Annotated in this window: 19 protein-coding genes and 2 pseudogenes; 7 read left to right on the forward strand and 14 right to left on the reverse strand. The window is 69.1% G+C overall.

What is annotated here, in order from left to right; translation table 11 throughout:
• From SALMUC_RS03450 to SALMUC_RS03470, 5 genes are all read right to left on the reverse strand, one after another.
• On the reverse strand, positions 1-978 hold the full coding sequence (locus SALMUC_RS03450) for an endonuclease/exonuclease/phosphatase family protein (RefSeq protein ID WP_020039634.1): 978 nt from the start codon (positions 976-978) through the stop codon (positions 1-3).
• Positions 975-2048, reverse strand: coding sequence for a sn-glycerol-3-phosphate ABC transporter ATP-binding protein UgpC (ugpC, locus tag SALMUC_RS03455; protein ID WP_020039635.1), 1074 nt, complete (start codon positions 2046-2048; stop codon positions 975-977). The genes SALMUC_RS03450 and ugpC overlap by 4 nt, the downstream gene beginning before the upstream one ends.
• Entirely contained in the window at positions 2048-2890 is an 843-nt protein-coding gene (locus SALMUC_RS03460; protein WP_020039636.1) for an ABC transporter permease subunit, read from the reverse strand. Before SALMUC_RS03460 ends, ugpC begins: the two co-directional genes overlap by 1 nt.
• Positions 2891-2895: 5 nt before the next feature.
• Entirely contained in the window at positions 2896-3867 is a 972-nt protein-coding gene (locus SALMUC_RS03465; protein ID WP_020039637.1) for an ABC transporter permease subunit, read from the reverse strand.
• 104 nt (positions 3868-3971) lie between these two features.
• Complete coding sequence (locus SALMUC_RS03470) at positions 3972-5267, reverse strand: extracellular solute-binding protein (RefSeq protein ID WP_020039638.1); 1296 nt, start codon at positions 5265-5267, stop codon at positions 3972-3974.
• A gap of 224 nt (positions 5268-5491) precedes the next feature.
• Between SALMUC_RS03470 and SALMUC_RS03475 the strand changes: the two genes are divergently transcribed.
• Both SALMUC_RS03475 and SALMUC_RS03480 read left to right on the forward strand, forming a co-directional pair.
• On the forward strand, positions 5492-6175 hold the full coding sequence (locus SALMUC_RS03475; RefSeq protein ID WP_020039639.1) for a DUF6639 family protein: 684 nt from the start codon (positions 5492-5494) through the stop codon (positions 6173-6175).
• 86 nt (positions 6176-6261) lie between these two features.
• Positions 6262-6879 (forward strand): hypothetical protein, encoded by a 618-nt coding sequence (locus SALMUC_RS03480; protein ID WP_020039640.1) that lies wholly within the window; start codon positions 6262-6264, stop codon positions 6877-6879.
• A gap of 61 nt (positions 6880-6940) precedes the next feature.
• On the opposite strand, the gene SALMUC_RS03485 is transcribed toward SALMUC_RS03480, so the two are convergent.
• Complete coding sequence (locus SALMUC_RS03485; protein WP_020039641.1) at positions 6941-8965, reverse strand: TonB-dependent receptor domain-containing protein; 2025 nt, start codon at positions 8963-8965, stop codon at positions 6941-6943.
• Positions 8966-9155: 190 nt separating this feature from the next.
• Here SALMUC_RS03485 and SALMUC_RS03490 point away from each other — a divergent pair, with 190 nt between their 5' ends.
• From SALMUC_RS03490 to SALMUC_RS03505, 4 genes are read left to right on the forward strand one after another with little or no spacing between them, the layout of a single operon-like run.
• Positions 9156-10208, forward strand: a complete 1053-nt coding sequence (locus SALMUC_RS03490) for a hemin-degrading factor (RefSeq protein ID WP_020039642.1) — start codon at positions 9156-9158, stop codon at positions 10206-10208.
• A gap of 11 nt (positions 10209-10219) precedes the next feature.
• Positions 10220-11116 carry a heme/hemin ABC transporter substrate-binding protein gene (locus tag SALMUC_RS03495; protein ID WP_020039643.1) on the forward strand — a complete coding sequence of 299 codons (897 nt, stop codon included), beginning with the start codon at positions 10220-10222 and terminating at the stop codon, positions 11114-11116.
• Between the two features lie 3 nt (positions 11117-11119).
• Complete coding sequence (locus tag SALMUC_RS03500; protein WP_020039644.1) at positions 11120-12187, forward strand: FecCD family ABC transporter permease; 1068 nt, start codon at positions 11120-11122, stop codon at positions 12185-12187.
• A complete protein-coding gene (locus SALMUC_RS03505; protein ID WP_020039645.1) occupies positions 12184-12978 on the forward strand; it encodes a heme ABC transporter ATP-binding protein in 795 nt (264 codons plus the stop codon). The genes SALMUC_RS03500 and SALMUC_RS03505 overlap by 4 nt, the downstream gene beginning before the upstream one ends.
• A 15-nt stretch (positions 12979-12993) precedes the next feature.
• Here SALMUC_RS03505 and SALMUC_RS03510 read toward each other — a convergent pair whose 3' ends face one another.
• The 6 genes and pseudogenes from SALMUC_RS03510 to SALMUC_RS03535 form a co-directional block, all read right to left on the reverse strand.
• Positions 12994-13773 carry an SDR family NAD(P)-dependent oxidoreductase gene (locus tag SALMUC_RS03510; RefSeq protein ID WP_020039646.1) on the reverse strand — a complete coding sequence of 260 codons (780 nt, stop codon included), beginning with the start codon at positions 13771-13773 and terminating at the stop codon, positions 12994-12996.
• Positions 13774-13820: 47 nt separating this feature from the next.
• Positions 13821-15140, reverse strand: coding sequence for a TRAP transporter large permease (locus SALMUC_RS03515; protein WP_020039647.1), 1320 nt, complete (start codon positions 15138-15140; stop codon positions 13821-13823).
• 39 nt (positions 15141-15179) lie between these two features.
• On the reverse strand, positions 15180-15701 hold the full coding sequence (locus tag SALMUC_RS03520; RefSeq protein ID WP_020039648.1) for a TRAP transporter small permease: 522 nt from the start codon (positions 15699-15701) through the stop codon (positions 15180-15182).
• 39 nt (positions 15702-15740) lie between these two features.
• The gene (dctP, locus tag SALMUC_RS03525; RefSeq protein ID WP_020039649.1) at positions 15741-16826 is read right to left on the reverse strand and encodes a TRAP transporter substrate-binding protein DctP; all 1086 of its coding nucleotides are present in this window, start codon (positions 16824-16826) and stop codon (positions 15741-15743) included.
• Positions 16827-16865: 39 nt separating this feature from the next.
• Positions 16866-18411: pseudogene (locus tag SALMUC_RS03530) on the reverse strand (class I adenylate-forming enzyme family protein).
• Positions 18412-18415: 4 nt separating this feature from the next.
• Positions 18416-19588 (reverse strand): thiolase domain-containing protein, encoded by a 1173-nt coding sequence (locus tag SALMUC_RS03535; RefSeq protein WP_020039650.1) that lies wholly within the window; start codon positions 19586-19588, stop codon positions 18416-18418.
• 114 nt (positions 19589-19702) lie between these two features.
• On the opposite strand from SALMUC_RS03535, the gene SALMUC_RS03540 reads away from it, so the two are divergent.
• Positions 19703-20272, forward strand: coding sequence for a PAS and helix-turn-helix domain-containing protein (locus SALMUC_RS03540; RefSeq protein WP_020039651.1), 570 nt, complete (start codon positions 19703-19705; stop codon positions 20270-20272).
• A gap of 21 nt (positions 20273-20293) precedes the next feature.
• Here SALMUC_RS03540 and SALMUC_RS03545 read toward each other — a convergent pair whose 3' ends face one another.
• Both SALMUC_RS03545 and gmd read right to left on the reverse strand, forming a co-directional pair.
• Complete coding sequence (locus SALMUC_RS03545; protein ID WP_020039652.1) at positions 20294-21265, reverse strand: GDP-L-fucose synthase family protein; 972 nt, start codon at positions 21263-21265, stop codon at positions 20294-20296.
• 31 nt (positions 21266-21296) lie between these two features.
• Positions 21297-22416, reverse strand: a pseudogene (gene gmd, locus SALMUC_RS03550) (GDP-mannose 4,6-dehydratase).
• Between the last annotated feature and the right edge of the window lie 102 nt (positions 22417-22518).

A 22518-nucleotide genomic window follows, 5' to 3' on the forward strand; every position in this document is an offset into this window, starting at 1 on the left:
TCAGCCGATTGCGGTGACCCGGGTCACGATGGCGTCGTGATCCGACAGCGGGCGGCCGTCGGGGTCGAGAGAGGGGCGGATTTCCGTGTCTTCGAGCGTCAGGTCACGGGCGAGCAGCCAGTCGAGCTTCATCCGGCGCTCGGGCCAGCGGGTGATGAGGCTGGGGCGCGTCGTCGGCGTCTCTTCGGGGCCGCCGTGGACGGTGAAACCCGCCGCGCGCGCCACGTCGAAGAGCCCCTCGGCGCGCCAGTCGCCCGCGTTGTGGTTGCCGGTGTTGAGATCGCCGCCGATGAGCAGGGGCAGGCACGGGAAAGCGCCGTCGAGCGTCTCGATGAGGCCCTGCACCTGGCGTTCTCGGTGGGCGGGGCCGCAGGCGCTTTCGAGGTGGGTCGAGACGGCGAGGAAGGGGCCAGAGGTGGTCTCGACCGTCGCGCCGATGGCGACGCGCTCGCCCAGGCGCGGCTGTTCGGGGTCCGAGAACCACTGCCGTTCGCCATGGAGGCGCAGGGCGAAGGGATCGCGCAGCCGGGTCTTCGCCATGAGCGCGTTGCCGTGGTAGCCGCGGGCGTTGCGGTCCTCGGTGCAGAAGCCCTGCTCGACGGGGGAGCCGAGGCCCAGTTCGAGAAATTCCGCCGCGTAGGCGTAATGCATGCCCAGGGCCGCGGCCATGTCGCGCGTGGTGTTGCGCTGGGCGGTGCGGGCCATGCCGTGGTCCATCTCGGAGAGCAGCAGCACGTCGCAGTCCGCGACCTGCGCTGCCGAGGCCTCGGGGAAAAGGCAGCGTTCAAGGTTCCAGGCGCCGAGCGTCAGGGGCAGGGCGAGCTGCACGGGACCGGAGGTGCCGCCGGTCTCGACGAGGTTCATGCCCTGCACGCCCGCCATATGCGCGTCATGCGCCGCGACGGTGCGGGGCAGGCCCCGCAGCGCGAGATCGGCCCCCGTCGGGACCGGCAGTTCCGGAACGGTCTCGCGGATCATTCGGCGGGCACCGGCGCCGGTTGCGCCGCGGCCTCGATCCGTCGGCCGGTCGTGCTGTCGAAGAGGTGCACCTTCGAGGGCGCGACGGCGATCCGCACGGTTCCGGCCAGCGTCGCGTCGCCGGTGTCGACCACGGCGAGCGACTGATCGCCCACCATGCCGTGCACGATGCGCTGGGCGCCCAGCTCCTCGACGTGATCGACGCGCATGGGCAGGCCCGCGTCGGTGATGCGCAGGTCCTCGGCCCGCAGGCCCAGCGTGATCGGGCCGGGCGCGTGGGCGACGGGGGCCAGCGCGTGCCCGTCGAGCATGACCTGCCCGCTGTCCACGCGGGCGTCGAGCAGGCTCATCGCCGGGGCGCCGATGAAGGCCGCGACGAAGGTCGAGGCAGGGCGGCGGTAAACCTCGAGCGGGGCGCCGATCTGTTCGACCGCGCCGCCGTTCAACACGACGAGGCGGTCGGCCAGCGTCATCGCCTCGAGCTGGTCGTGGGTGACGTAGAGCGAGGTGGTGCCGAGCCGCTTCTGCAGCTTGCGGATCTCCATGCGCATGGAGACGCGCAGCTTGGCGTCGAGGTTCGACAGCGGCTCGTCGAAGAGGAATGCCGCGGGCTGGCGCACGATGGCGCGGCCCATGGCGACGCGCTGGCGCTGCCCGCCCGAGAGCGCGCGCGGCTTGCGGTCGAGGTAGGGGCGCAGCTCGAGCATGCGGGCGGCCTCGGCCACGCGCTCCTCGATCACGGACTTGCTCTCGCCGCGGTTCTTCAGCCCGTAGGCCATGTTGTCGCGCACCGTCATGTGCGGGTAGAGCGCGTAGTTCTGGAACACCATCGCGATGTCGCGCTCGGCCGGGTCGAGGCGGTTGACCAGCGTGTCGCCGATGCGGATGTCGCCCCGGGTCACGGTCTCGAGCCCGGCGACCATGCGCAGCAGGGTGGACTTGCCGCAGCCCGAGGGGCCCACGAGGACGATGAACTCGCCGTCGGCGATCTCGATGTCGACGCCGGCCACTGCCGGTTGCGTGCTGCCGCCGTAGGTCTTGCCGACGTTGGTCAGGGAAAGATGTGCCATCACTTGTCGCTTTCCGTCAGGCCCTTGATGAACATGCGCTGGAAGATCACCACCACGGCAACCGGGGGGACCATGGCCAGCACCGCAAGGGCGAAGGCTTCGTTGTAGTCGGGGATCTGGCTGCCGACCCAGACCTGCAGGATCGACTTGATGCCGCGCATGAGCGTGAAGAAGCTCTCGTCCGTGGTCATCAGCAGCGGCCAGAGGTACTGGTTCCAGCCGTAGATGAACATGATGATGAAGATCGCGGACATCATGGTCTTCGACAGGGGCACCAGCACGTCGATGAAGAACTTCACCGGCCCGGCGCCGTCGATGCGAGCGGCCTCGAGCAGCTCGTCCGGCACCGAGCGGAAGAACTGCCGGAAGAAGAAGGTGCCCGTGGCCGAGGCCAGCAGCGGCACGATGAGGCCGGTGTAGGTGTTGAGCAGGTGCAGCTCCGACATGACCTGGTAGGAGGGCATGATGCGCACCTCGAGCGGCAGCAGGAGCGTCGCGAAGATCGCCCAGAACATCAGGGTCGCGAAGCGGAAGCGGAAGTAGACCAACGCGTAGGCGGCCATCATCGACAGCACGATCTTTCCGACCGCGAAGCCCAGTCCCATGATCATGGAGTTGGTGAGCATCAGCAGGCCGGTCACGTCGCCGGTGAAGCCGCCGCGCTGGGTCAGGACCTTGCCGTAGGTCGCCGCGCCCTCGCTGCCGGGGGTGATGTAGAGGCCGTTCGAGTGGATATCGATGGCGGCCTGGGTCGAGGACATGAGCGCCATGACCACCGGCAGGCAGAGGAAGAGCGCGCCGAGGATCAGGATCGCGTGGTCGAGGGGTTTGATCTTCTGCATTGGCCTTACCCGTAGTGCACGCGGCGTTCGAGGAAGCGGAACTGCAGCACCGTCAGCGCCGCGACCACCACCATGAGGATCACCGACTGGGCCGAGGAGCCGCCGATGTCGTTGCCCTTGAAGCCGTCGAGATAGACCTTGTAGACCAGCGTCATCGGGTTGTTGGCGGGCTTGTCCTTCACGATGACGTCGATGATCGGGAAGGTGTCGAACATCGTGTAGGTGATGTTGATGACCAGCAGGAAGAAGGCGGTGGGCGCCAGCAGCGGCAGGGTGATGTCGCGGAACCGCCGCCAGCCCGAGCGGGCGTCGATCAGGGCCGCCTCGCGGACCGAGACGGGGACCGACTGCAGGCCCGAGAGGAAGAAGATGAAGTTGTAGGGGATCTGCTTCCAGACCGAGATGACGATGAGCGCACTCGCGGTGTCCCAGTAGTCGATGCCCACGCGCAGATCGTGACCGAACCAGGCGGCGATCTCGGTGAAGGGGCCCATGTGCATGTCGAAGAACATCATGCCGATAAGGCCCGCCACCGGCGGCGCGATGGCGTAGACCGAGATCAGCAGCGTCTTGTAGGTCTCGGCGCCGCGGATCACCTTGTCGGCCTTGACCGCCAGCAGCAGCCCGATGCCCAGCGAGAGCGCGGTCACGACGACGCAGAAGAAGGCGGTGAAGCTCGCGGTCGAGAGGTAGCCGCGGCTGGTCAGCGCGTCGGTGTAGTTGTCGAGGCCCACGAAGGTCGCGCCGAAGCCGAAGGGGTCCTCGAGGTAGAAGGACGAGGTCACCGCCTGCACCGAGGGCCAGTAGAAGAAGATGGCGACCACCGCGAGCTGCGGCAGCAGGAACATCCAGGGGGTCAGCGGGCGGTCGAACTGGACGCGCTTGACGGGGTTGGCGGTCTCGCCGGACCACCAGCGGCGGAGCCGCGCGAGGGCGCGGCCGTCCGTCTGCGCGAGGGTGAGGGGCGTGTCTGTCACGGGGCCTGTCCTGGTCTTGGCCGCGGCCGTCCCGGGCGGGGGCCGCGGCAATGGAACGGGGGCCGGCCCCTGGGCCCGGCCCCCCTCGCTGTCTCGGGTCGTGCCTACTGGGCGGTCTTGGCGAAGCGCGCCAGCAGGGCGTTGCCCTCTTCCTCGATGATGTCGAAGGCGTCCTGGACCGCGACCTCGTCCGAGAAGATGCGGTTGAACTCGCGCTCCATCACGGTGCGGATCTGCGGGTAGAAGCCGAGGCGGTAGCCCTTGGACCACTCGCCGCCCTCGAGCATCAGCTGCTGGATGCCGACTTCGGCGACCGGCTGGTCGTCGTAGTAGCCTTCCGACTTCGCCATCTCGTAGGCGGCCTCGGTGATCGGCACGTAGCCGGTCGAACGGTGCCAGAAGAACTGGGTCTCGGGCGAGGTCAGGAAGGTGAAGAACCGCGCGGTGCAGGCGTTCTCCTCGTCGGGGCGGCCGGCCATCGCGAAGAGCGCGGCACCGCCGATGAAGCTCTGCGTGCCGGCGCCCTCGATGCTGTCCCAGTAGGGCATGTAGACGGCGTCGAAGTCGAAGTCGGCCGACTGCTGCAGCCCGCCGAAGGAGCCCGAGGAGCCGATCCACATGGCGGCCTCGCCTTCCTCGAAGGGCTTGAGGTTGTCGGCCCAGCCGGCGCCGTAGAAGCCGTAGAGGTCCTCGTCGGCCCATTCCTTGAGCTTCTCGAACATCATCACCTGGTTCTCGTCGCTGACGATGATCTCGGTGCCCTCGACGACGTCGTAGCCGTTGTTGTTCGTGGCGAACTGCTGGTTGTTCCGTGACTTGAAGTTCTCGACCATCATCCAGGTGAGCTGCGATGCGGTCATCGGGATGTAGCCGGCGTCGCGCAGGGCGGGGGCGATCTGCTCGAACTCTTCCCAGGTCTGCGGCGGCTCGACACCGGCTTCCTCGAGGGCGGCACGGTTGTAGTAGAGGATCGGCGCCGAGGAGTTGAAGGGCATGCCGATGAACTTGCCGTCGCTGTCGGCGTAGAAGTTGCGCACGCCCGCGATGAAGGCCTCGCGGTCGAACTCTTCGCCCGCGCCGGTGATCAGGTCCTCGGCGGGGATCGTCGCGCCCTCGGCCGAGATGATGGTGGCGGCGCCGGCGTCGAAGACCTGCAGGATGTTGGGCTGCTCGCCCGAACGGAAGGCGGCGATGCCCGAGGAGAGCGCCTCTTCGTAGGTGCCGCGCGAGACGGGCGTCAGGTTGCACTGGTCCTGCGCGTCGTTGAACTGCTGCGAGATCTCGTTGATGACCTCGCCGTTGCGGCCGCCCATGCCGTGCCACCAGGTGATGTCGGTGGCCGCGAGGGCGGTGGAGGCGGTCAGCGCGAAGGCGATGGACGTCGAAGCCGTCTTGATCATTGTCCCGTTCCCTTGAGGATTTCTGGTGTCGCGAGCGCTAGGCGCGCAATGTGACGGAGAGGCTTCGGATTTGTGAAAGTTTGACGTAGCTGCGGGCACTTGATCCGTGACGTAGGGGGAGGGCGCGCCGGTCGTGTCGCGCGGCGCCCTTCAGAATGCGGACGGATGCCCGTTCCGGTGATATGCTGAGGGCCTGATGCCTGCGCTTGCCAGGGGAGGCCACGATGCGTGCAGCATGGAGATCGATCCCGCCGGCCCTGATCCTTGCCGCGGGGCTGGCCGCGGCGCCGGTCGGAGCCGCGCCCGTGACCTGCGAGGATCCGGCCTTTTTCGTCGAGACGGCGGAGCCCGCGACGCGCGAGATGATCTGCGCGGCCGCCTCGGGCGCCCGGCAGGCGCTGGCGCGCTGCGGGCTCGAGCAGCGGGAGCCGATCGGGATCGAGACCGTCGACAGCCTGATCCATGCCATCGGCCAGTGCCTCGCCGCCTACGACTGCACCCTGAAGCGGATCCGCATCATCGCGCCTGAGCTGCTGCGCGAGCATCTTCCGCCCGACGATCCCTACGCGGCGCTGCCGGACGAGGTGGTCTTCGGCTCGCTGCTGACGCACGAACTGGCGCATGCCATCGTCGTGCAGCAATCGGGCGACCGCGAGATCGCGCTGGTCGACCACGAATACATCGCCAACGCGCTGGAGCTTTCAGCCCTCCCGCCGGAGCATCGCGAGACCCTGCTGGACGCCGCCGGGGTCGAGCCGCCGGTCTCGGCCGATGTGATCGACCTCTTCATCTATGGCCTCGCGCCGCGCCGGTTCGCGGCGGCGGCCTATCTCTACCTCGAGGCCAACGGTTGCGGGACGGTGACCGACATCCTGGAGGGCACGGCCACCTTCCGGGTTGCCCGATAGGTTCGCGCGTCGCGAAAAGTCGCGTGCGGCCCGGGCCGGGGTCGGGCAAGACTGGCCGAAAGGCACAGGAAAGGCGCATCGGCCCCATGACCTACCGAAACCGGGTGGACCCCTTCGGAGAGCTTCACGCGACCCCTGCGCGGGGCACGCTGATGGGCAATCGCGGTATCCTGCATGACGAGAGCGGCGCGATCCGGCGCAGCCATGCGCACCCGAACTGGGTGGCCTGCGCGCTGAGCTTCAAGGATCGCAAGCGCGAGATCATGCAGCCCGGGAACTACACCGAGCTGTTCTTCCTGGACGAGGCGACGGCCCTTGCCGCAGGGCACAGGCCCTGCGCCACCTGCCGGCGCGAGCGTTACCGCGCCTTCACCGAGGCCTGGCGCCGGGTGCATGGCGATGCGCCGGAGGGGTGGTCGCTGCCGCAGACCATCGACAAGGCGCTGCACGCCGCCCGCATCGACCGCAAACGGCGCAAGGTCACCTTCGAGGCAGAGGCCGAATGCCTGCCGGATGGCACGGTCTTCGCTGTAGGGGAGGAGGCGGTTCTGCTCTGGCAGGGCAGGGAGTTCGCCTGGGGCTTCGAGGGCTATCGCCCGTGCGCCGGGCGGACCGACGGAGACGTCGCGGTGCTGACTCCGGCGCCCGTTGTCGATGTCTTGCGCGAGGGCTACCTGCCCGCCGTCCATCCCTCAGTGGGCTGACGGCGGACGGGCGCTCTGCCGGGGCCCGGTTCGCGGGCCCCGGCGGGACGTGCAGGCGGGATCAGAACCGCTGCGTGAGCGTCACCTTGTAGGTGCGGCCTGGCGCGTTGCGCGTCGGCGAGGCGAGGTGCCCGACGTAGTCGAGGTCGGCCACGTTCTCGACGCCGAAGCGCATCTCGGTGCCGTCGAGCAGGCCCTGCTCGGGCCGCCAGGTGGCGCGCAGGTTGTGCACCGTGCTGTTGGGCAGGTCGTCGCCGGTGGAGTCGCGCTTGTCGGCGGTGTGCACCACCTCCCAGCTCAGGTCGAGCCAGTCGTCCCACTTGCGGCCCAGCGTCAGCTGCAGCCGGTCCGCCGCCGCGTTGCGCCAGACATCGTCGGTGTCGTCCGGGTTGTACTCGGTGCCTTCTCCGAGGTGCCCGGCGACGTCGAAATAGACCCCGTTGCGCATCCCGTAGGAGGCTTCGAGCTCGAAGCCCTCGGTCTCGATCCGCTCGAGGAAGCCCGAGGCGGAGCCGCCGGCGCTGAAGCTGGTGATGTCCCACATCTCGGTGCGGTAGGCATTGCCGCGCAGCGCGAAGGTGTCGCCCGTCGCGAAGACGTCGCTGCCCTCGTATTCCGCGCCGATCTCGAAGGTGTGCGACTTCTCGGTGTTGTGCATCCGTGCCGTGGCGGCGTCCCCCGAGCCGAGGTCGTCGATGATCGGGAGGCCCTCGGTATAGGCGGTGCTGCCGAAGACCGACACGCCGTTGCCGACGTCGTAGGAGAGCGCAAGCCCGCCCATGAGCGCGTCGTTGTCGAAGCTGCCGTAGGTCGTGGCGCTTTCGACGGTCGAGCTTTCGTAGCGCAGCGCGGGCGTGACGGTGACCGGCCCCATCGACATCTCGTCGACCACGAAGAGCGCGACGCGGCGGTCCTCGCCGCCCGGCGCGCTTGCGGCGTCGTTGTCGGCGCGTTCGCGCAGCATCAGCTCGACGCCGCCCAAGAGGTCATGCCCGACGGTGCCGGTGTCGAAACGCGCGCGGTTCGAGACCTTCAGCTTGGTCGTCTCGTAGCGCTGGTCGGCGTTCACCGTGTCCACGAGGAAAGGGAAGGTCGGCGTGCCCTCGAGCGGCGAGGAGCCGGGCACGTAGTCGTATTCGATCTTCTGGTCGGCATAGGACAGGTTCGCGCGCAGATCGATCAGGTCGCTCGCCGGGTTGTAGCGGTAGTCGACCACGGCCTGCCGGGTGTCGGTCAGCCGGTCGACGTTGCCGAAGCTGCCGCCGGTGGTGGCGAACTGGTCGTAGGGCACGTCCTTGTCGTCGGCCACGGTGCGCGAGTAGCTGAAGGTCAGCTCGTGCGCATCGGTCTCGCCGAAGGTGAAGCGCGCCTTGGCCAGCCCCGAGGGCGTGGTGAAGGCGCTGTTGCCGATGGTGTCGCCGTCACCGTCCGTCAGGTCGCCCTGGTCGCGCCAGGTGTAGTTCAGCAGGAACTCGGCGCGCTGGGTCGGCTGCCACGCCAGCGTGGTCGAACTGACCGCCCCGTCGCCGTTCGAGCTGTATTCCAGCGTCTGCGCGCCGGCGAAGCCGGGCGTGCCGCCGGTGAAATCCGAGGCGTCCTTGCTCTCCAGTTTCACGACGCCGCCGACGATGCCCGAGCCGTAGGCAAAGCTGCCGATGGTGCCGCGCAGCACCTCGGCCTCGCGGTAGAGCAGGGGGTCGGTGAAAAGCTGCGTGCCGATGCGGTAGAGCTCTTCCGAGCCGACGCTCGCGCCGTCCACCAGAACGGCAATCTTCTGGTCGGTGCCGTAGGTCGTGTTGGCGCCGAAGCCGCGGATGTTGATGCCCGAGCCCTGCGGCGTCGTGCCGTTCACCAGCGTCACGCCGGGGACCGAGTCGATGAGCTGGGCGATGGTGCTGGCCTGACGGTCGGCGATCTCTTCCTCGCCGACGACGGTGCGCGACAGGGCCGAGCCGAAGCTCAGGTCGCGTTTGCCGCCGGTAAGGATGAGGGTCCCGAGGAATCCGGCTTCGTCCTGCGCCGCGGCGGGGGCCGCAAGCGCAAGACAGACGAGCGCGGTAGTGCCGCGCAGTATGGATGCGTGCATGTTGGTCTTCCTTCACGTGTCCGTTGGGCCGGTGCTCGCGAAGGCTGGCGTGGCGTATTCTTGGGATTTTGGGGGTGTGGCCACCCATCCGGGTTGCACCGTTACGCGATCCAGACTAAAACAGTCAAGTAATTTGCCAGCCACGCCCGGTCCCGGACGCAGCGACGCCTCATCAACGAGAAGGTGGTCCATGACCGAGACGATCGAGCTTGCCCCAGACCGAGTCCGCGCGGCGATCGCGGAAAATCCCACAACCCGTGCCCGCGACCTGGCGGACAGTCTCGGCATCTCCGAGGCGCAGCTTGTCGCCGCGCGCGTCGGGCAGGGCGCGACCCGGATCGCGGCTCATCCCGACCGGCTGATGCCGGCCGCGGGGCAGCTCGGCGAGGTCATGGCGCTGACCCGCGTGCCGGCCTGCGTGCACGAGAAGGTCGGCCGCTACGAGAACTACCACTCCGGGCAGCACGCCTCGATGGTGCTGGCCGAGGAGATCGACCTGCGGATGTTCCCCTCGCACTGGGTCCATGCCTATGCCGTCGAGACCGACGGCGAGCAGGGTCCGCGCCGGTCGCTGCAGGTCTTCGATGCGGGGGGTGACGCGGTGCACAAGATCCACCTGCGCCCCGGATCGGACCATGCCGCCTGGGCCGGCGTGGTCGAGGGCCTGGCCGAGTCCGAGCAGTCGGACCGGCTGGTCGTGGAGCCCCGCGTGCCGACCGAAGGACCGAAATCGGCGCCGGACAAGGTGGATGTCCTGCGCAAGGAATGGGCCCGTCTGACCGACACGCATCAGTTCCTGCGCCTGTGCTCCAAGCTCAAGATGAACCGCCTCGGCGCCTACCGCATCGCCGGCGCGCCCTTCGTGCGCCGTCTCGCGCCAGGCGCGGCGAACACCATGCTGCAGACCGTGCAGGCCGAGGGCATCGAGGTCATGGTCTTCGTCGGCAACCGGGGCTGCATCCAGATCCACACCGGCCCGCTGCAGCGCCTGCGCGAGGTCGGCCCGTGGCAGAACGTCATGGACCCGGGCTTCAACCTGCACCTGCGGCTCGACAAGGTGGCCGAGGTCTGGGCGGTCGAGAAACCCACCCAGCGCGGCCCGGCGATCTCGGTCGAGGCCTTCGACGCCGAGGGCGGGATCATCTTCCAGGTCTTCGGCGTGGGCAAGGAAGGCCGCGATTCGCGTCCCGCCTGGGGCCGCATCGTCGAAGGGCTCGCCTCGGCCGAGGAGGCCGCGGCATGAGGCAGGGCAGAATGCGCAGGGGTGGCGATGGCTTCGCCACCTTCATGGGCGGCATGATCGCGGCGCTTGCGATCCTGGCGGCGGTGGCGGTCAGCGCCCGGCAGGCCGAGCCTGCGGACGGGGCCGAGGCTGACGTGCTGTCGATCGGCGGCTCGGTGACCGAGATCGTCGCCGCGCTGGGTCAGGCGCACAGGATCAAGGCGCGCGACACGACCTCGACCTATCCGCCGGAACTCGCTGACTTGCCCGACGTGGGCTACATGCGGGCACTCTCGCCCGAGGGCGTGCTTTCGGTCGATCCTTCGCTCATCATCTCCGAGGATGGCGCGGGCCCGCCCGAGGCGCTCGAGGTGATCCGCGCCGCCGACGTGCCCTTCATCGAGGTGCCCGCGGCCATGTCGCCCGAGGGCATCCTCGAGAAGATCGACATCGTGGGCGAGGCGCTGGGTGTCCCGGAGCAGGCCGAGGCCCTCGCGGCCGAGGTGGGCGAAGATCTCGAAAGCGCCATCGCCCGGGCCGAGGCCCGCGCCGAGGCGCCGCGCCGCGTGCTCTTCGTGCTGTCCACGCAGGGCGGGCGCATCACCGCCAGCGGCACCGGCACGGCGGCCGACGCAATGATCCGCATGGCCGGCGGGGTGAACGCGATCGGTGACTTCGAGGGCTACAAGCAGATGAGCGACGAGGCGGTGGGTCTCGCGGCGCCCGACGTGATCCTGATGATGGATCGGGGCGGCGACCACGGGCTGCCCGACGATGAGCTCTTCGCCATGCCGCCGATCCGGGTGACGCCCGCCGCGCAGAGCCGCTCGGTTGTGCGCATGGACGGGCTGCTGCTGCTGGGCTTCGGCCCGCGCACGGCCGAGGCGGTCGAGCAGCTGTCGCAGGCACTCTACGGCGGGGACGCCTGAGCGATGGCGGCCCTGACCGAGATCTCTTCGCGTCCGCGCGACCGCCACGCGCGGGCGCGGGCGCTGCACTGGGCGCTGGCCGGAGTGCTGGCGCTCTGCTGCGCGGTGAGCCTGCAGATCGGCGCGGCTGAGGTCACGCTCACGGCGCTTCTGGGCAAGTGGCTCGCGGGTGAGCCGCTGACGATGATGGAGCGCGTGGTGCTCTTCGACATCCGCCTGCCGCGCCTCGCCATGGGCGTCATGGTCGGTGGCGCGCTGGCGGTCTCGGGCGCGGCGATGCAGGGTCTCTTCCGAAACCCGCTGGCCGATCCCGGCATCGTGGGCGTCGGCGCGGGCGCGGGGCTGGGAGCGATCCTGGCCATCGTGCTGGGCACGCTGCTGCCGGTCTGGGTGACCGACATCGCGGGCAATCACCTCGTGCCGCTCGCGGCCTTCTTCGGCGGCTGGGGCTCGACGCTGCTGCTCTACCGTGTCTCGACGCGCGGCGGGCGCACCTCGGTCGCGACCATGCTGCTCGCGGGCATTGCGCTCGGCGCGCTGGCCGGGGCGCTCTCGGGCATCCTCGTCTACATGGCCGACGACCAGCAGCTGCGGGACCTGACCTTCTGGGGGCTGGGCTCTCTGGCCGGCGCGAGCTGGGCCAAGGTGCTGGCCGCGGCGCCGCTGGTCGTGCTCTCGGTCGGGGCGGCGCTGGTGCTGGGACGCGGGCTCAACGGGCTCGCGCTGGGCGAGGCGACCGCCGCGCATATCGGCATCGACGTGCAGCGCACCAAGCTGGTGGCGATCCTTGCCGTGGCCGGGGCGACGGGCGCCGCCGTCGCGGTCTCGGGCGGGATCGGTTTCATCGGCATCGTGGTGCCGCACCTGCTGCGGCTGGCCTCGGGGCCCGATCACCGGATGCTGCTGCCCAACGCCGCGCTGCTGGGCGCGAGCCTGCTGATCCTCGCAGACGTCATCGCGCGGGTGATCATCGCGCCGGCGGAACTGCCCATCGGCATCGTGACCGCCGTGCTGGGGGCGCCGGTCTTCCTGTGGATCCTGCTGCGCCGCAGGGGACTGGTGGACCTGTGAGACTCGAGACCGAAGACATCGGCGTCCGCTACGGGCGCCACGAGGCGCTGGGCGGCGTGAACCTGCGCGCGCGTGCAGGCGAGGTGACGGCCATCGTCGGGCCCAACGGATCCGGCAAGTCGACGCTGCTGGGGGCGATCACCGGCACGCTGCCCCACGCGGGGCGCGTGATCCTGAACGGGCGCGACGTGGCGGGGCAGAAGCCCTGGGAACTGGCGGCGCAGCGCGCGGTGCTGCCGCAGGCGACGCGCCTGGCCTTTCCCTTCGAGGTGCTCGAGGTCGTCCGGCTGGGCCAGCAGGCCGGCACCGCGGGGGGCCGCGCGAACGTGCCGATGCAGGCGTTGGCCCGCGTGGGCATGGCGCATTACGCCGAGCGCATCTTCCAGGACCTCTCGGGCGGCGAGGCGCAGCGCGTGATGCTGGCCCGCGTGCTGGCGCAGGTCTGGTCCCCGGTCGAGGCGGGCGTGCCGCGCTGGCTGCTGCTCGATGAGCCGGTGGCGAGCCTCGACATCGCGCACCAGCTGCAGGTCATGGAGATCGCGCGCGACTTCGCTCGCGCGGGCGGCGGCGTGGTGACGGTCATGCACGACCTGAACCTGACGGCGCTTTTCGCCGACCGCGTGCTAGTGCTGTCCGGGGGGCGGCCGCTGGCCTTCGGCACGCCGCAGGAGGTGCTGACCGACGACACGCTCTCGCGCGCCTATGGCTGCACGCTGAAGGTCTCGCGGCCGCCCGAGCGGGCGGACATGCCCTATGTCCTGCCGCACCACGGGCAGCTGACCGGGGCCTGAGCCCGGTTAGCGCCGTCAGACTTCGATCCCGGCCGTCTGGGTCATGCCCGAGGCGAGGTAGCCGCCGTCCACCGGCATCGTGTGCCCGTTGACGTAGCGGGCCTGTTCCGAGGCGAGGAAGATGATCGAGGGCGCGATGTCCTCGGGCTCGGCGATGAAGCCCGAGGGGATCATCTTGAGGAAGTTCGCCTTGTTCTCCTCCGTATAGGCGGCGGCTGTCATCTTCGTCATCGTTGTGCCGGGCGCGATGGCGTTGGCGGTGATGCCGCTGCGGCCCAGCTCCAGCGCGATCTGGCGCGTCAGGTGCGCGATCGCCGCCTTGGAGGTGCCGTAGGCGGTCCGTCCCACGCCGGCGCGGTAGCCCGAGACCGAGGACAGGTTGACGATCCGGCCGTAGCCCTTCGCCTTCATGCCGGCGGCCGCGCGCTGCGCGCAGTGGAAGCTGCCGGTGACGTTGACGCTCATGACCGTCTCGAAATCCTCGGTGGTGAAGTCCTCGAAGGGCTCCACCCGCAGGATGCCCGCGCTGTTGACGAGGATCGTGACGGCGCCCTTCCAGGCCTCGACCTTGTCGAAGGCCGCGTCGACGGCCGCGCGGTCGGTCACGTCGAGCGCGAGGCCGAGCGCCGCGCCGCCCTCGGCCTCGATCCGGGTGACGGTCTGCGTGACGCCGTCGCCGTCGATGTCGGCCACTGCGACCGGCACCCCGGCCGCGGCCAGCATGATGGCGGTTGCCTGACCGATGCCCGAGCCGCCGCCGGTGACGAAGGCCGTGCCTTCCGCGAATGTCAGCATGAGACCTCTCCTCTTTGTCATGCGGTTGCTGCGCCGGTAGGCCGGGCTCAGCCCAGGTCCATCATGTCTGGCAGCCAGGTGATCAGGACCGGGAAGACGAACAGCAGCGTGATGGTCACGAATTCCATCGCCACGAACCACAGCGCGCCCCGGAAGACCGTCGGCAGCGGCGTGTCGCGGTCGATCCCGGCGATCACGTAGCAGTTCAGGCCCACGGGCGGCGTGATGAGGCCGATCTCGCACATCTTCACCGTCAGGATGCCGAACCAGATCGGGTCGAAGCCCAGCGAGCGCACCGTGGGGAACATGATCGGGATCGCGATCACCATCATCGAGAAGGCGTCGAGGAACATGCCCAGCGGCACGAAGACCAGCAGCAGGCAGGCGATGACGAGGTAGGGCGGAAGCCCGGAGTCCACGACCGCCTGCGCGAGCTGGTTGGGCACCTGCACCAGCGTCAGGAAATACGAGAAGACGCCCGCGCCGATGATGGTGAAGAGGATCATGACCGTGGTGTCGATGGTCGAGCGGAAGCTCTCGATGAGCTTGCCCATGAGCCCCGCGCGCCACGAGGCGCGGTGCGCCAGCAGCATCAGGAAGGCGGCAAAGGCCCCGAGTGCGCCCGCCTCGGTCGGTGTCATGAGGCCGAGGTAGATCCCGCCCATCACCACGATGAAGAGCACCAGCACCTGCCAGGCCTGTCCGGTGCCGACGACCGCCTCGCCCCAGCCCGCGCGACGCGTCACCGCCTCGCGCGAAGCGCCCCGCCGGGCGATCACGTAGATGCCGCCCATGAAGACCAGCGTGGTCAGCAGCCCCGGCACGATGCCCGCGATCAGCATCTTGCCTGCCGATGTCTCGGTCAGGGCGGCGTAGAAGATCAGCAGCACGCTCGGCGGGATCAGCACGCCCAGCACGCCGCCCGCCGCCACGGCGCCGGCCGAGAGCGAGGGGTCGTAGCCCGCCTTCTTCATCTCGGGCAGCGCGACGCTGCCCACGGTGGCGGCGGTGGCCACCGACGAGCCCGAGGTCGCGGCGAAGCCCGCGCTGGTCAGGATCGAGGACATCGCCAGGCCGCCGGGCAGGTGGCCGACCCATTTCGAGGCGACGTGGAAGAGCTTCTTGCCGACCTCGGCGTGGTGCGCGAAGGCGCCCATCAGGATGAAGAGCGGGATGATGACCAGCGTATAGACCGCGGTGGTCGAATAGGGCAGGGACTTCAGCCGCGTGAGCAGGAAGGCGAAGTCCTCGACCATGATGATGCCGGCCGCACCGGAGAGCGCCAGCGCCGCGAAGACGGGCACGCCGGTGGCCATGAAGAAGAAGATCAGCGCAACCGCGATATACGGTGCGAGAGACGGGTCCATTCGGGTAACCTCTCAGAAGCGGGGCGGCGGAGGCCGCGGTCAGGCCTCGGTTGCCGGCCCGGTCGTGGTCGTTTCCGGCTCGTCCTCGACGAGGGCCGCGATGGCATGCACCGCCATCTGCATGGCCGCGAACCAGAGCCCCAGCGCGAGGCCGGCCTTGGTCCACCAGATCGGGACCTGGATGTAGCCCCAGCGGAATTCCCAGATCGAGATCGAGTAGATCGCCTCCTGCGTCGCCGGCCATGCGAGCATCAGGAGCGCCAGCGCCCCGCAGCCCCAGGCAAAGCCCATGGCGATCCGGTGCGGCAGGCCCGACAGCCGGGTCGACAGGATGTTGACGCGGATGTGGGCCCGGTCCTGCTGGCCCCACATCGCGCCGAGGAAGACGATCATCACGAGGCTGAGCTCGGACATCTCGAAGACGCCCGAGATCGGGTCGCCGGTCAGCGCCCGCGCGACGACGTCGGCGGTGATGCCGAACATCAGGAAGGCGAGGAAGAGGGCGGCAACCACCCCGAAGACGTCTGATACCAGCTTGAGTGCTTTCTTGGTCTTGTTCATCGGTCATCCATTCCGAAGCGGTTGCCTGCCGCGCGCGCCTTACGACGCCTGCGCGATCTCGTAGGGACGGGGCAGGGTGCCCTCGGGGTCGTACTTGGCGATGGCATCCGAGATCATCGACTGCATCTCCTCGCCATCGATGCCGGCCTGCGGCGCGACGGTCTCGACCCACTTGTCGACCTGCGCGGGCTGGACGAGCCCGCGGGCGCGTTCCTTCTCGGCATCCGACACCGTGCCCAGATTGACGCCCTCGGACTGCGCCGTGTCGACGTAGCGCGACAGCACGTCGCCGTAGATCTCGCCGAACTTGCCGCCGTAGATCTCGTCCACAATCTCGTCCGAGACCTTGCGCACGTCGTCGGGCAAGCCGTCGTAGACCGCCTTGTTCATGATCGTCGCCGAGGGCGCGTGCGGGCCGTCGCCGATGTCGTAGAAGTTCGGCGCGATCTCGTGCAGCTTGTAGGCCACGGCGGTCACGAAATCGAAGCCGTAGACACCGTCGAGGATGCCGCGCTCGAGCGCCGGGTAGACCTCGGGGGCCGCCATCGGGATCGCGGTGCCGCCAAGCGCCTCGATCACGTCGGTCGCCACGCCGTAGCCGCGGATGCGCTTGCCCTTGAGGTCCTCGAGCGACTCGATCGGCTCGCGCAGGATCAGCGGCGCGTAGTTCCAGTTGGTCCAGTAGAGCACCTTGGAACGATGGCGCTGCTCCCATTCGGCGCGCAGGGGCTCGTAGGTCTGGTAGATCTCCCGGCAGACCCGCTGCAGCGCGTCGGCGCGGTTCATGCGGAAGTACCACTCGAGCCCGCGCGTCACCGGCAGCTCGGCCTGGTAGTAGCCGGGCGAGATCAGCGTGATCTCGGATGTGCCGTCGCGCGCCGCCGCGAGGTGCTCGCCGACCTTGTTCAGCGAGCCGGACCAGTAGCGGCGGATCTCGACCTCGCCGTTGGTGCGCTTCTCGAGCTCGTCGAGATACCAGCGGTCGGTCCACGAGGGACCCGCGCTGTCCGACACGTAGCTGTCGAACTTCAGCGAGGTTGCCGCCGAGACGATGCTCGGCGCGCCCATCACGAAGGCGCCACCGGCGACGGCCGCGCCGGATTTCAGGAATTGTCTACGCTGCATGGTATCCTCCCTTTTCAGCGTTTGCCCGCGCGGGGACGTTCACACCTCCTCCTCCGAGAGGGCGGCGCGTTCGCGCAGGCTGGTCTTTAGAACCTTGCCGTAGCTGTTCTTGGGCAGCTCGGGCACGAAGACGTATCGCTTCGGCTTCTTGAACGAGGCGATCTGCGACCGGCACCAGCTCTCCAGCGCGGCCTCGTCGCAGGCGCCGTCCTCGGCCTGTACGACGAAGGCCACGACCTCCTCGCCCCACTCGGGGTGGGGGGCAGCCGATGACCGAGACCTCGAAGACGCCGTCATGGGTCAGCAGCGCCTCCTCGACCTCGCGCGGGTAGATGTTGGTCCCGCCCGAGATGATGACGTCCTTGGAGCGGTCGGTGAGGGTCAGGAACCCGTCGCCGTCCAGCCGGCCAAGGTCGCCGGTCCGGAGCCAACCGTCGATCACCGTCTCGGCGGTCGCCTTGTCGTTGTTCCAGTAGCCCTTCATGACCGTGTCGCCGCGCACGACGACCTCGCCGGTCTCGCCCTCGGGCATGTCCTGCATGGCGTCGTCCACGACCCGGACCTCGACGCAGGACTGCGCGATCCCGACCGAGGCGCGGCGCGCGTCCGCCCTGGGGTGCGTGCGGTCCGCGACCAGGTCGCGCGGCATGGCGGTGATGGTCATCGGGCTCTCGCCCTGGCCGTAGATCTGCACGAACTTCGGCCCGAAGACCTCGAGCGCGCGGGTGATGTCGGCCAGGTACATCGGGCCGCCGCCGTAGCTGATCGTGCGGATGCCGGTGCCGTCGTAGCCGGTGGTCTCGGCGTGGCGCATCAGGCGGGTGATCATCGTCGGCGCGGCGAAGAACACCAGGTTGCCCAGCCGCTCGGCCAGGTGCTGGATCTCGGCCGGATCGAAGCCCTTGGAGTCGGGGATCACGTGGCAGCCGCCGGCGCGCACGAACTGGAAATTGTAGAGTCCCGCGCCATGCGACATCGGCGCGGCGTAGAGCGAGTGGTCCTCGGCCGAGACGGTGTCGACGTCCAGCGCATAGCTCGTCGCCATCATGCGCAGGTTGCGGTGCGTGGTCATCACGCCCTTGGGCCGCCCCGCGGTGCCCGAGGTGTAGAAGAGCCAGGCGATGTCGTCGTCTTCGACCGCGACCGGCGGGCCGTAGTCGGCGAGCGCCGCCCCGGCGATCGCGCTGGCGAGGGGGGCCGAGCGGATGCCGACCTCGGGGCAGGCGGCGCCGGCCTCGTCCTCGCGGTCGCAGATCTCGCCGGTTTCGGTGATCGCGAGTTTGGCCTCGGCGTTCTCGATGATCCAGGCCGCCTCGCGCGGGTGCAGCTTGTTGTTGATCGGCACGATGGTCGCGCCGATCCAGAGGACGCCGTAGACCACCTCGAGATACTCGGCGCAGTTCTTGGCAAAGAGCGCCACGCGGTCGCCGCGCCCGATGCCGTGGGCCGACTGCAGGTGGCGCCCCAGCGCACAGGCGCGGCGGGCGAAGTCGCCATAGGTCGCGTGCAGGTGCTCGCCCGCGCGGATCGCGGGCGCGTCGGGGCGCACCAGTCCCGTCTGGTGAAGCCAGCTCGCGAGGTTCATGGGATCAGGCCTTCTGCGTTTCGAGGATCGAGACGTAGTTGGCGACGGCGGAGCCGCCCATGTTGAAGACGAGGCCGACCCCGGCGCCCTCCTTCTGCATCTCGCCCGCGCGGCCCGTGAGCTGGCGATGGGCGAGGGCGTGCATCGACACGCCGGTGGCGCCCACCGGGTGCCCCTTGGCCTTGAGCCCGCCCGAGAGGTTCACCGGCAGCCGGCCCTCGCGGTAGACGGTGCCCTCTTCCAGCGCGCGGTGCCCCTCACCCTTCGGCGCGAGGCCCATGGCCTCGTAGGTCAGCAGCTCGGCGATGGTGAAGCAGTCGTGCACCTCGGCGAAATCCACGTCGCCCAGCGTCAGCCCGGCCTCATCGAAGGCCATGCGGAAGGCGCGCTCGGGGCCCTCGAAGGCAAGGAAATCGCGGCTCTTCATGGGCAGCAGGTCGCTGACGTGCACGGCGGCACGGATGCGCGTGCTGCGCTCGAAGCGCGCGGCGTCCGCCGCGGGGACCAGCACCACGGCCGCGGCGCCGTCGGTGACCAGCGAGCAGTCCGTGAGGCGCAGCGGCGGCGCGATCTCGGGGTTCTTGTTGGTGACCCGGCTGGTCTCCTCGAAGGTGAATTCCTTCTGCATGTGGGCCAGCGGGTTCTTCATCGCGTTGGCGTGGTTCTTGACCGAGATCCGCGCCATCGCGTCGAGCGGGCTGCCGTGGCGCTCGGTGTAATCCCTGGCCGCGACGCCGAAGACCTGCGGAAAGCTCAGCGCCTGTTCCTCGGCGTCGTTCTGGTAACCGGCGCCGGCCAGCGCGGTGGTCACGTCGGCGGTCGAGCGATGGGTCATCTTCTCGGCGCCCACCACCAGCACGGCGCGCGCCTTGCCGGCGTCGATCGCGTTCATGCCCGCGTGGATCGCGGCCGAGCCCGAGGCGCAGGCGTTCTCGGCGCGCGCGGCCGGGGTGAAGCGCAGCTCGGGGTAGGCCTGGTGGATCAGCGACGAGGCGAAGCCGTCGCTCACCATGCCGGAGTTGAAATGTCCCAGGAACACCGCGTCGATCTCGGCCGGGTCGACGCCGCTGTCCCCGACGGCCTCGCGCACGACCTCGACGATCATCTCCTCGAGATTGGCCTCGAGTCGTCCGAACTTCGTGTGGCCGCTGCCCACGATGGAAATCTTGCCGGTCATGTCGTCCTCCCTCACTTGGCGGAAAAGGTGGCATGACCGTGACGACGGAGATATGCGTAGATATACGTATTTATCTACGTATGACTACGTAGGGTCCTGCGTAGGGAGCACGCGATGATCGACACCTCAACCGCGGCCAAGGCCGGTCTGCTGGCCTTCCGGGAATCGCCCGTCGCGCACCTGGTGGTGCGCCACCGTCGCATCGTCGAGGTGAACACCGCGCTCGAACGGCTGTTCGGCTACCGCCGCGACGAGCTGGTCGGGCGCTCGGTGCAGCGGCTCTACCCCTCGATCACCGACTTCAAGCGGCTGGGCGAGGCCTGCGAGAGCCAGATGCGCGCCACGGGAGCGACCTTCTGGGAGGACGAGCGCTTCATGCAGACCAGCGATTCCGAGGTCTTCTGGGCCCGTGCGCGGGGCACGACGCTGTCGCCCGAGGACCCCTTCGCGCTGATGATCTGGGCCTTCGACCGCGTCGAGGAGCGGCAGTATCGCTCGGTCCGCCTGACCCCGCGCGAGCGCGAGATCGCGCCGCTGATCGGGCAGGGGCTGACCTCGCGGATGATCGGCGAGCGGCTGGGCATCTCGACCCGCACGGTCGAGACGCACAGGGCGCGGCTGATGAAGAAGTTCGGCGTCAACAACACCGCCGAGCTGGTCTCGCAGATCGTCGTCGCGATCTGACCGGCCTTGCCGGGGCGCGGCTCAGGCCCGGATCTCCGAGCGGTGCTCGAGGAACCACTTGTAAGTGGCGGCGAGCCCGTCTTCCAGCTCGATCCGCGGACGCCAGCCCATGGCCTTGAGCAGCGAGTTGTCCATCAGCTTGCGCGGCGTGCCGTCGGGCTTGTCGGGATCGGTCAGGATGCGGCCCCGGAACCCGGTCGCGCGGGCGATCATCCCGGCCAGCTCGCGGATCGAGACGTCGCCACCGCTGCCGATGTTGATGTGCGACAGCATCGGCCGCGTGTTCGACTGGTAGATCGCGAGCGGCAGGTCCAGCAGGAACAGCGCAGCGACGGCCATGTCGTCGACATGCAGGAACTCCCGCCGGGGCGTGCCGGTGCCCCAGATCGTGACATCGCTCGCCCCCGACTGCACCGCCTCGTGAAAGCGGCGCATCAGCGCGGGGATCACGTGGGCGTTCTTCGGATCGAAGTTGTCGCCCGGTCCGTAGAGGTTGCAGGGCATGACCGAGCGGTAGTCGCGGCCATACTGGCGGTTGTAGCTCTCGCACAGCTTGATCGCCGCGATCTTGGCGATGGCATAGGGCTCGTTGGTCGCTTCCAGCGTGCCGGTGAGCAGCGCCGCCTCGCGGATCGGCTGCGGCGCATTGCGCGGGTAGATGCAGGACGAGCCGCATTGCAGCAGGCGCTGCACGCCGGTCCGGTGGGCCGCGTGGATGACGTTGGCCTCGATCATCAGGTTCTCGTAGATGAACTCGGCCGGGTAGGTGTTGTTGGCGTGGATGCCGCCGACCTTGGCGGCGGCGAGGATCACCACCTCGGGCTGTTCGGCGTCGAAGAAGGCCTGCACGGCGCGCTGGTCGGTCAGGTCGAGCTCGCGCCGGGTGCGGGTCACGATGTCGACCCGTTCGCCGGTGCCGCGCCGGGCCTCGAGCGCGCGGACGATGGCGCCGCCCACCATGCCGCGGTGCCCTGCCACGTAATACCTGGTCATGCCGGCATCCCTCCCGTCTGTCTCATCCGCGCTATCGTCCGAAGGCCACGGGGATCGCGTGGCCGTTGTCGCGCAGCGTCGCGTACTGGCGCGCGGTGGCGAGGTCGGCGGCGACCATCTCGGCGCACATCTGGCGTGCGTCGGTCTCGGGCGTCCAGCCAAGCCGCTCGCGTGCCCGCGTGGCGTCGCCCAGCAGCGTCTCGACCTCGGCCGGCCGGAAATAGGCCGGATCGATCCGCAGGATCACGTCGCCCGGCTTGACCGCCGGGGCCGACGGGCCCCGCGACCCGCTCGACCCGCGCGACCTCGTCCACGCCCGAGCCCTCGAAGGCCAGCGTCAGCCCCAGTGCCGCGGCAGACCATTGCACGAAGTCGCGCACGGAGTGCTGCTGCCCGGTGGCGATGACGTAATCCTCGGGCGCGTCCTGCTGCAGCATCAGCCACTGCATGCGGACGTAGTCGCGCGCGTGTCCCCAGTCGCGCCGCGCGTCGAGGTTGCCCATGTAAAGGCAGTCCTCGAGCCCCATGGCGATATTGGCGAGGCCGCGGGTGATCTTGCGGGTGACGAAGGTTTCGCCCCGGCGCGGGCTCTCGTGATTGAAGAGGATCCCGTTGCAGGCGAACATGCCGTAGGCCTCGCGGTAGTTCACCGTGATCCAGTAGGCATAGAGCTTGGCCACCGCGTAGGGCGAGCGTGGGTGGAAGGGCGTGGTCTCGCGCTGCGGGATCTCCTGCACCAGCCCGTAAAGCTCGGAGGTCGAGGCCTGGTAGAAGCGCGTCGTCTCCTGCAGCCCGAGAAAGCGGATCGCCTCGAGCAGGCGCAGCGTGCCGAGCGCGTCGATGTCGGCGGTGTATTCCGGCGACTCGAAGCTGACGCCGACGTGGCTCTGCGCCGCGAGGTTGTAGACCTCGTCGGGCCGCACCTCGGACAGGATGCGCGTCAGGTTCGAGCTGTCGCTGAGGTCGCCGTAGTGCAGGTGAAAGCGTGGGTCGTGGTCGTGCGGGTCCTCGTAGAGGTGGTCGATCCGCTGCGTGTTGAACTGCGAGGCGCGGCGCTTGATGCCGTGAACCTCGTAGCCCTGCGCGAGCAGGAATTCGGCGAGGTAGGACCCGTCCTGGCCTGTGATACCGGTAATGAGAGCACGTTTCATGCGGGACTCGTCTCCTGTTGGGGCTGGCCCGATCCCCGGCGCCGGTTGCGGCCCGCGGATGCGGCAAGGACATGCTCCGGTTTTAGCCGAGGCCCGGCCGTG

Origin of the sequence: Salipiger mucosus DSM 16094 (genome assembly GCF_000442255.1) — a bacterium.
GTDB lineage: Bacteria > Pseudomonadota > Alphaproteobacteria > Rhodobacterales > Rhodobacteraceae > Salipiger > Salipiger mucosus.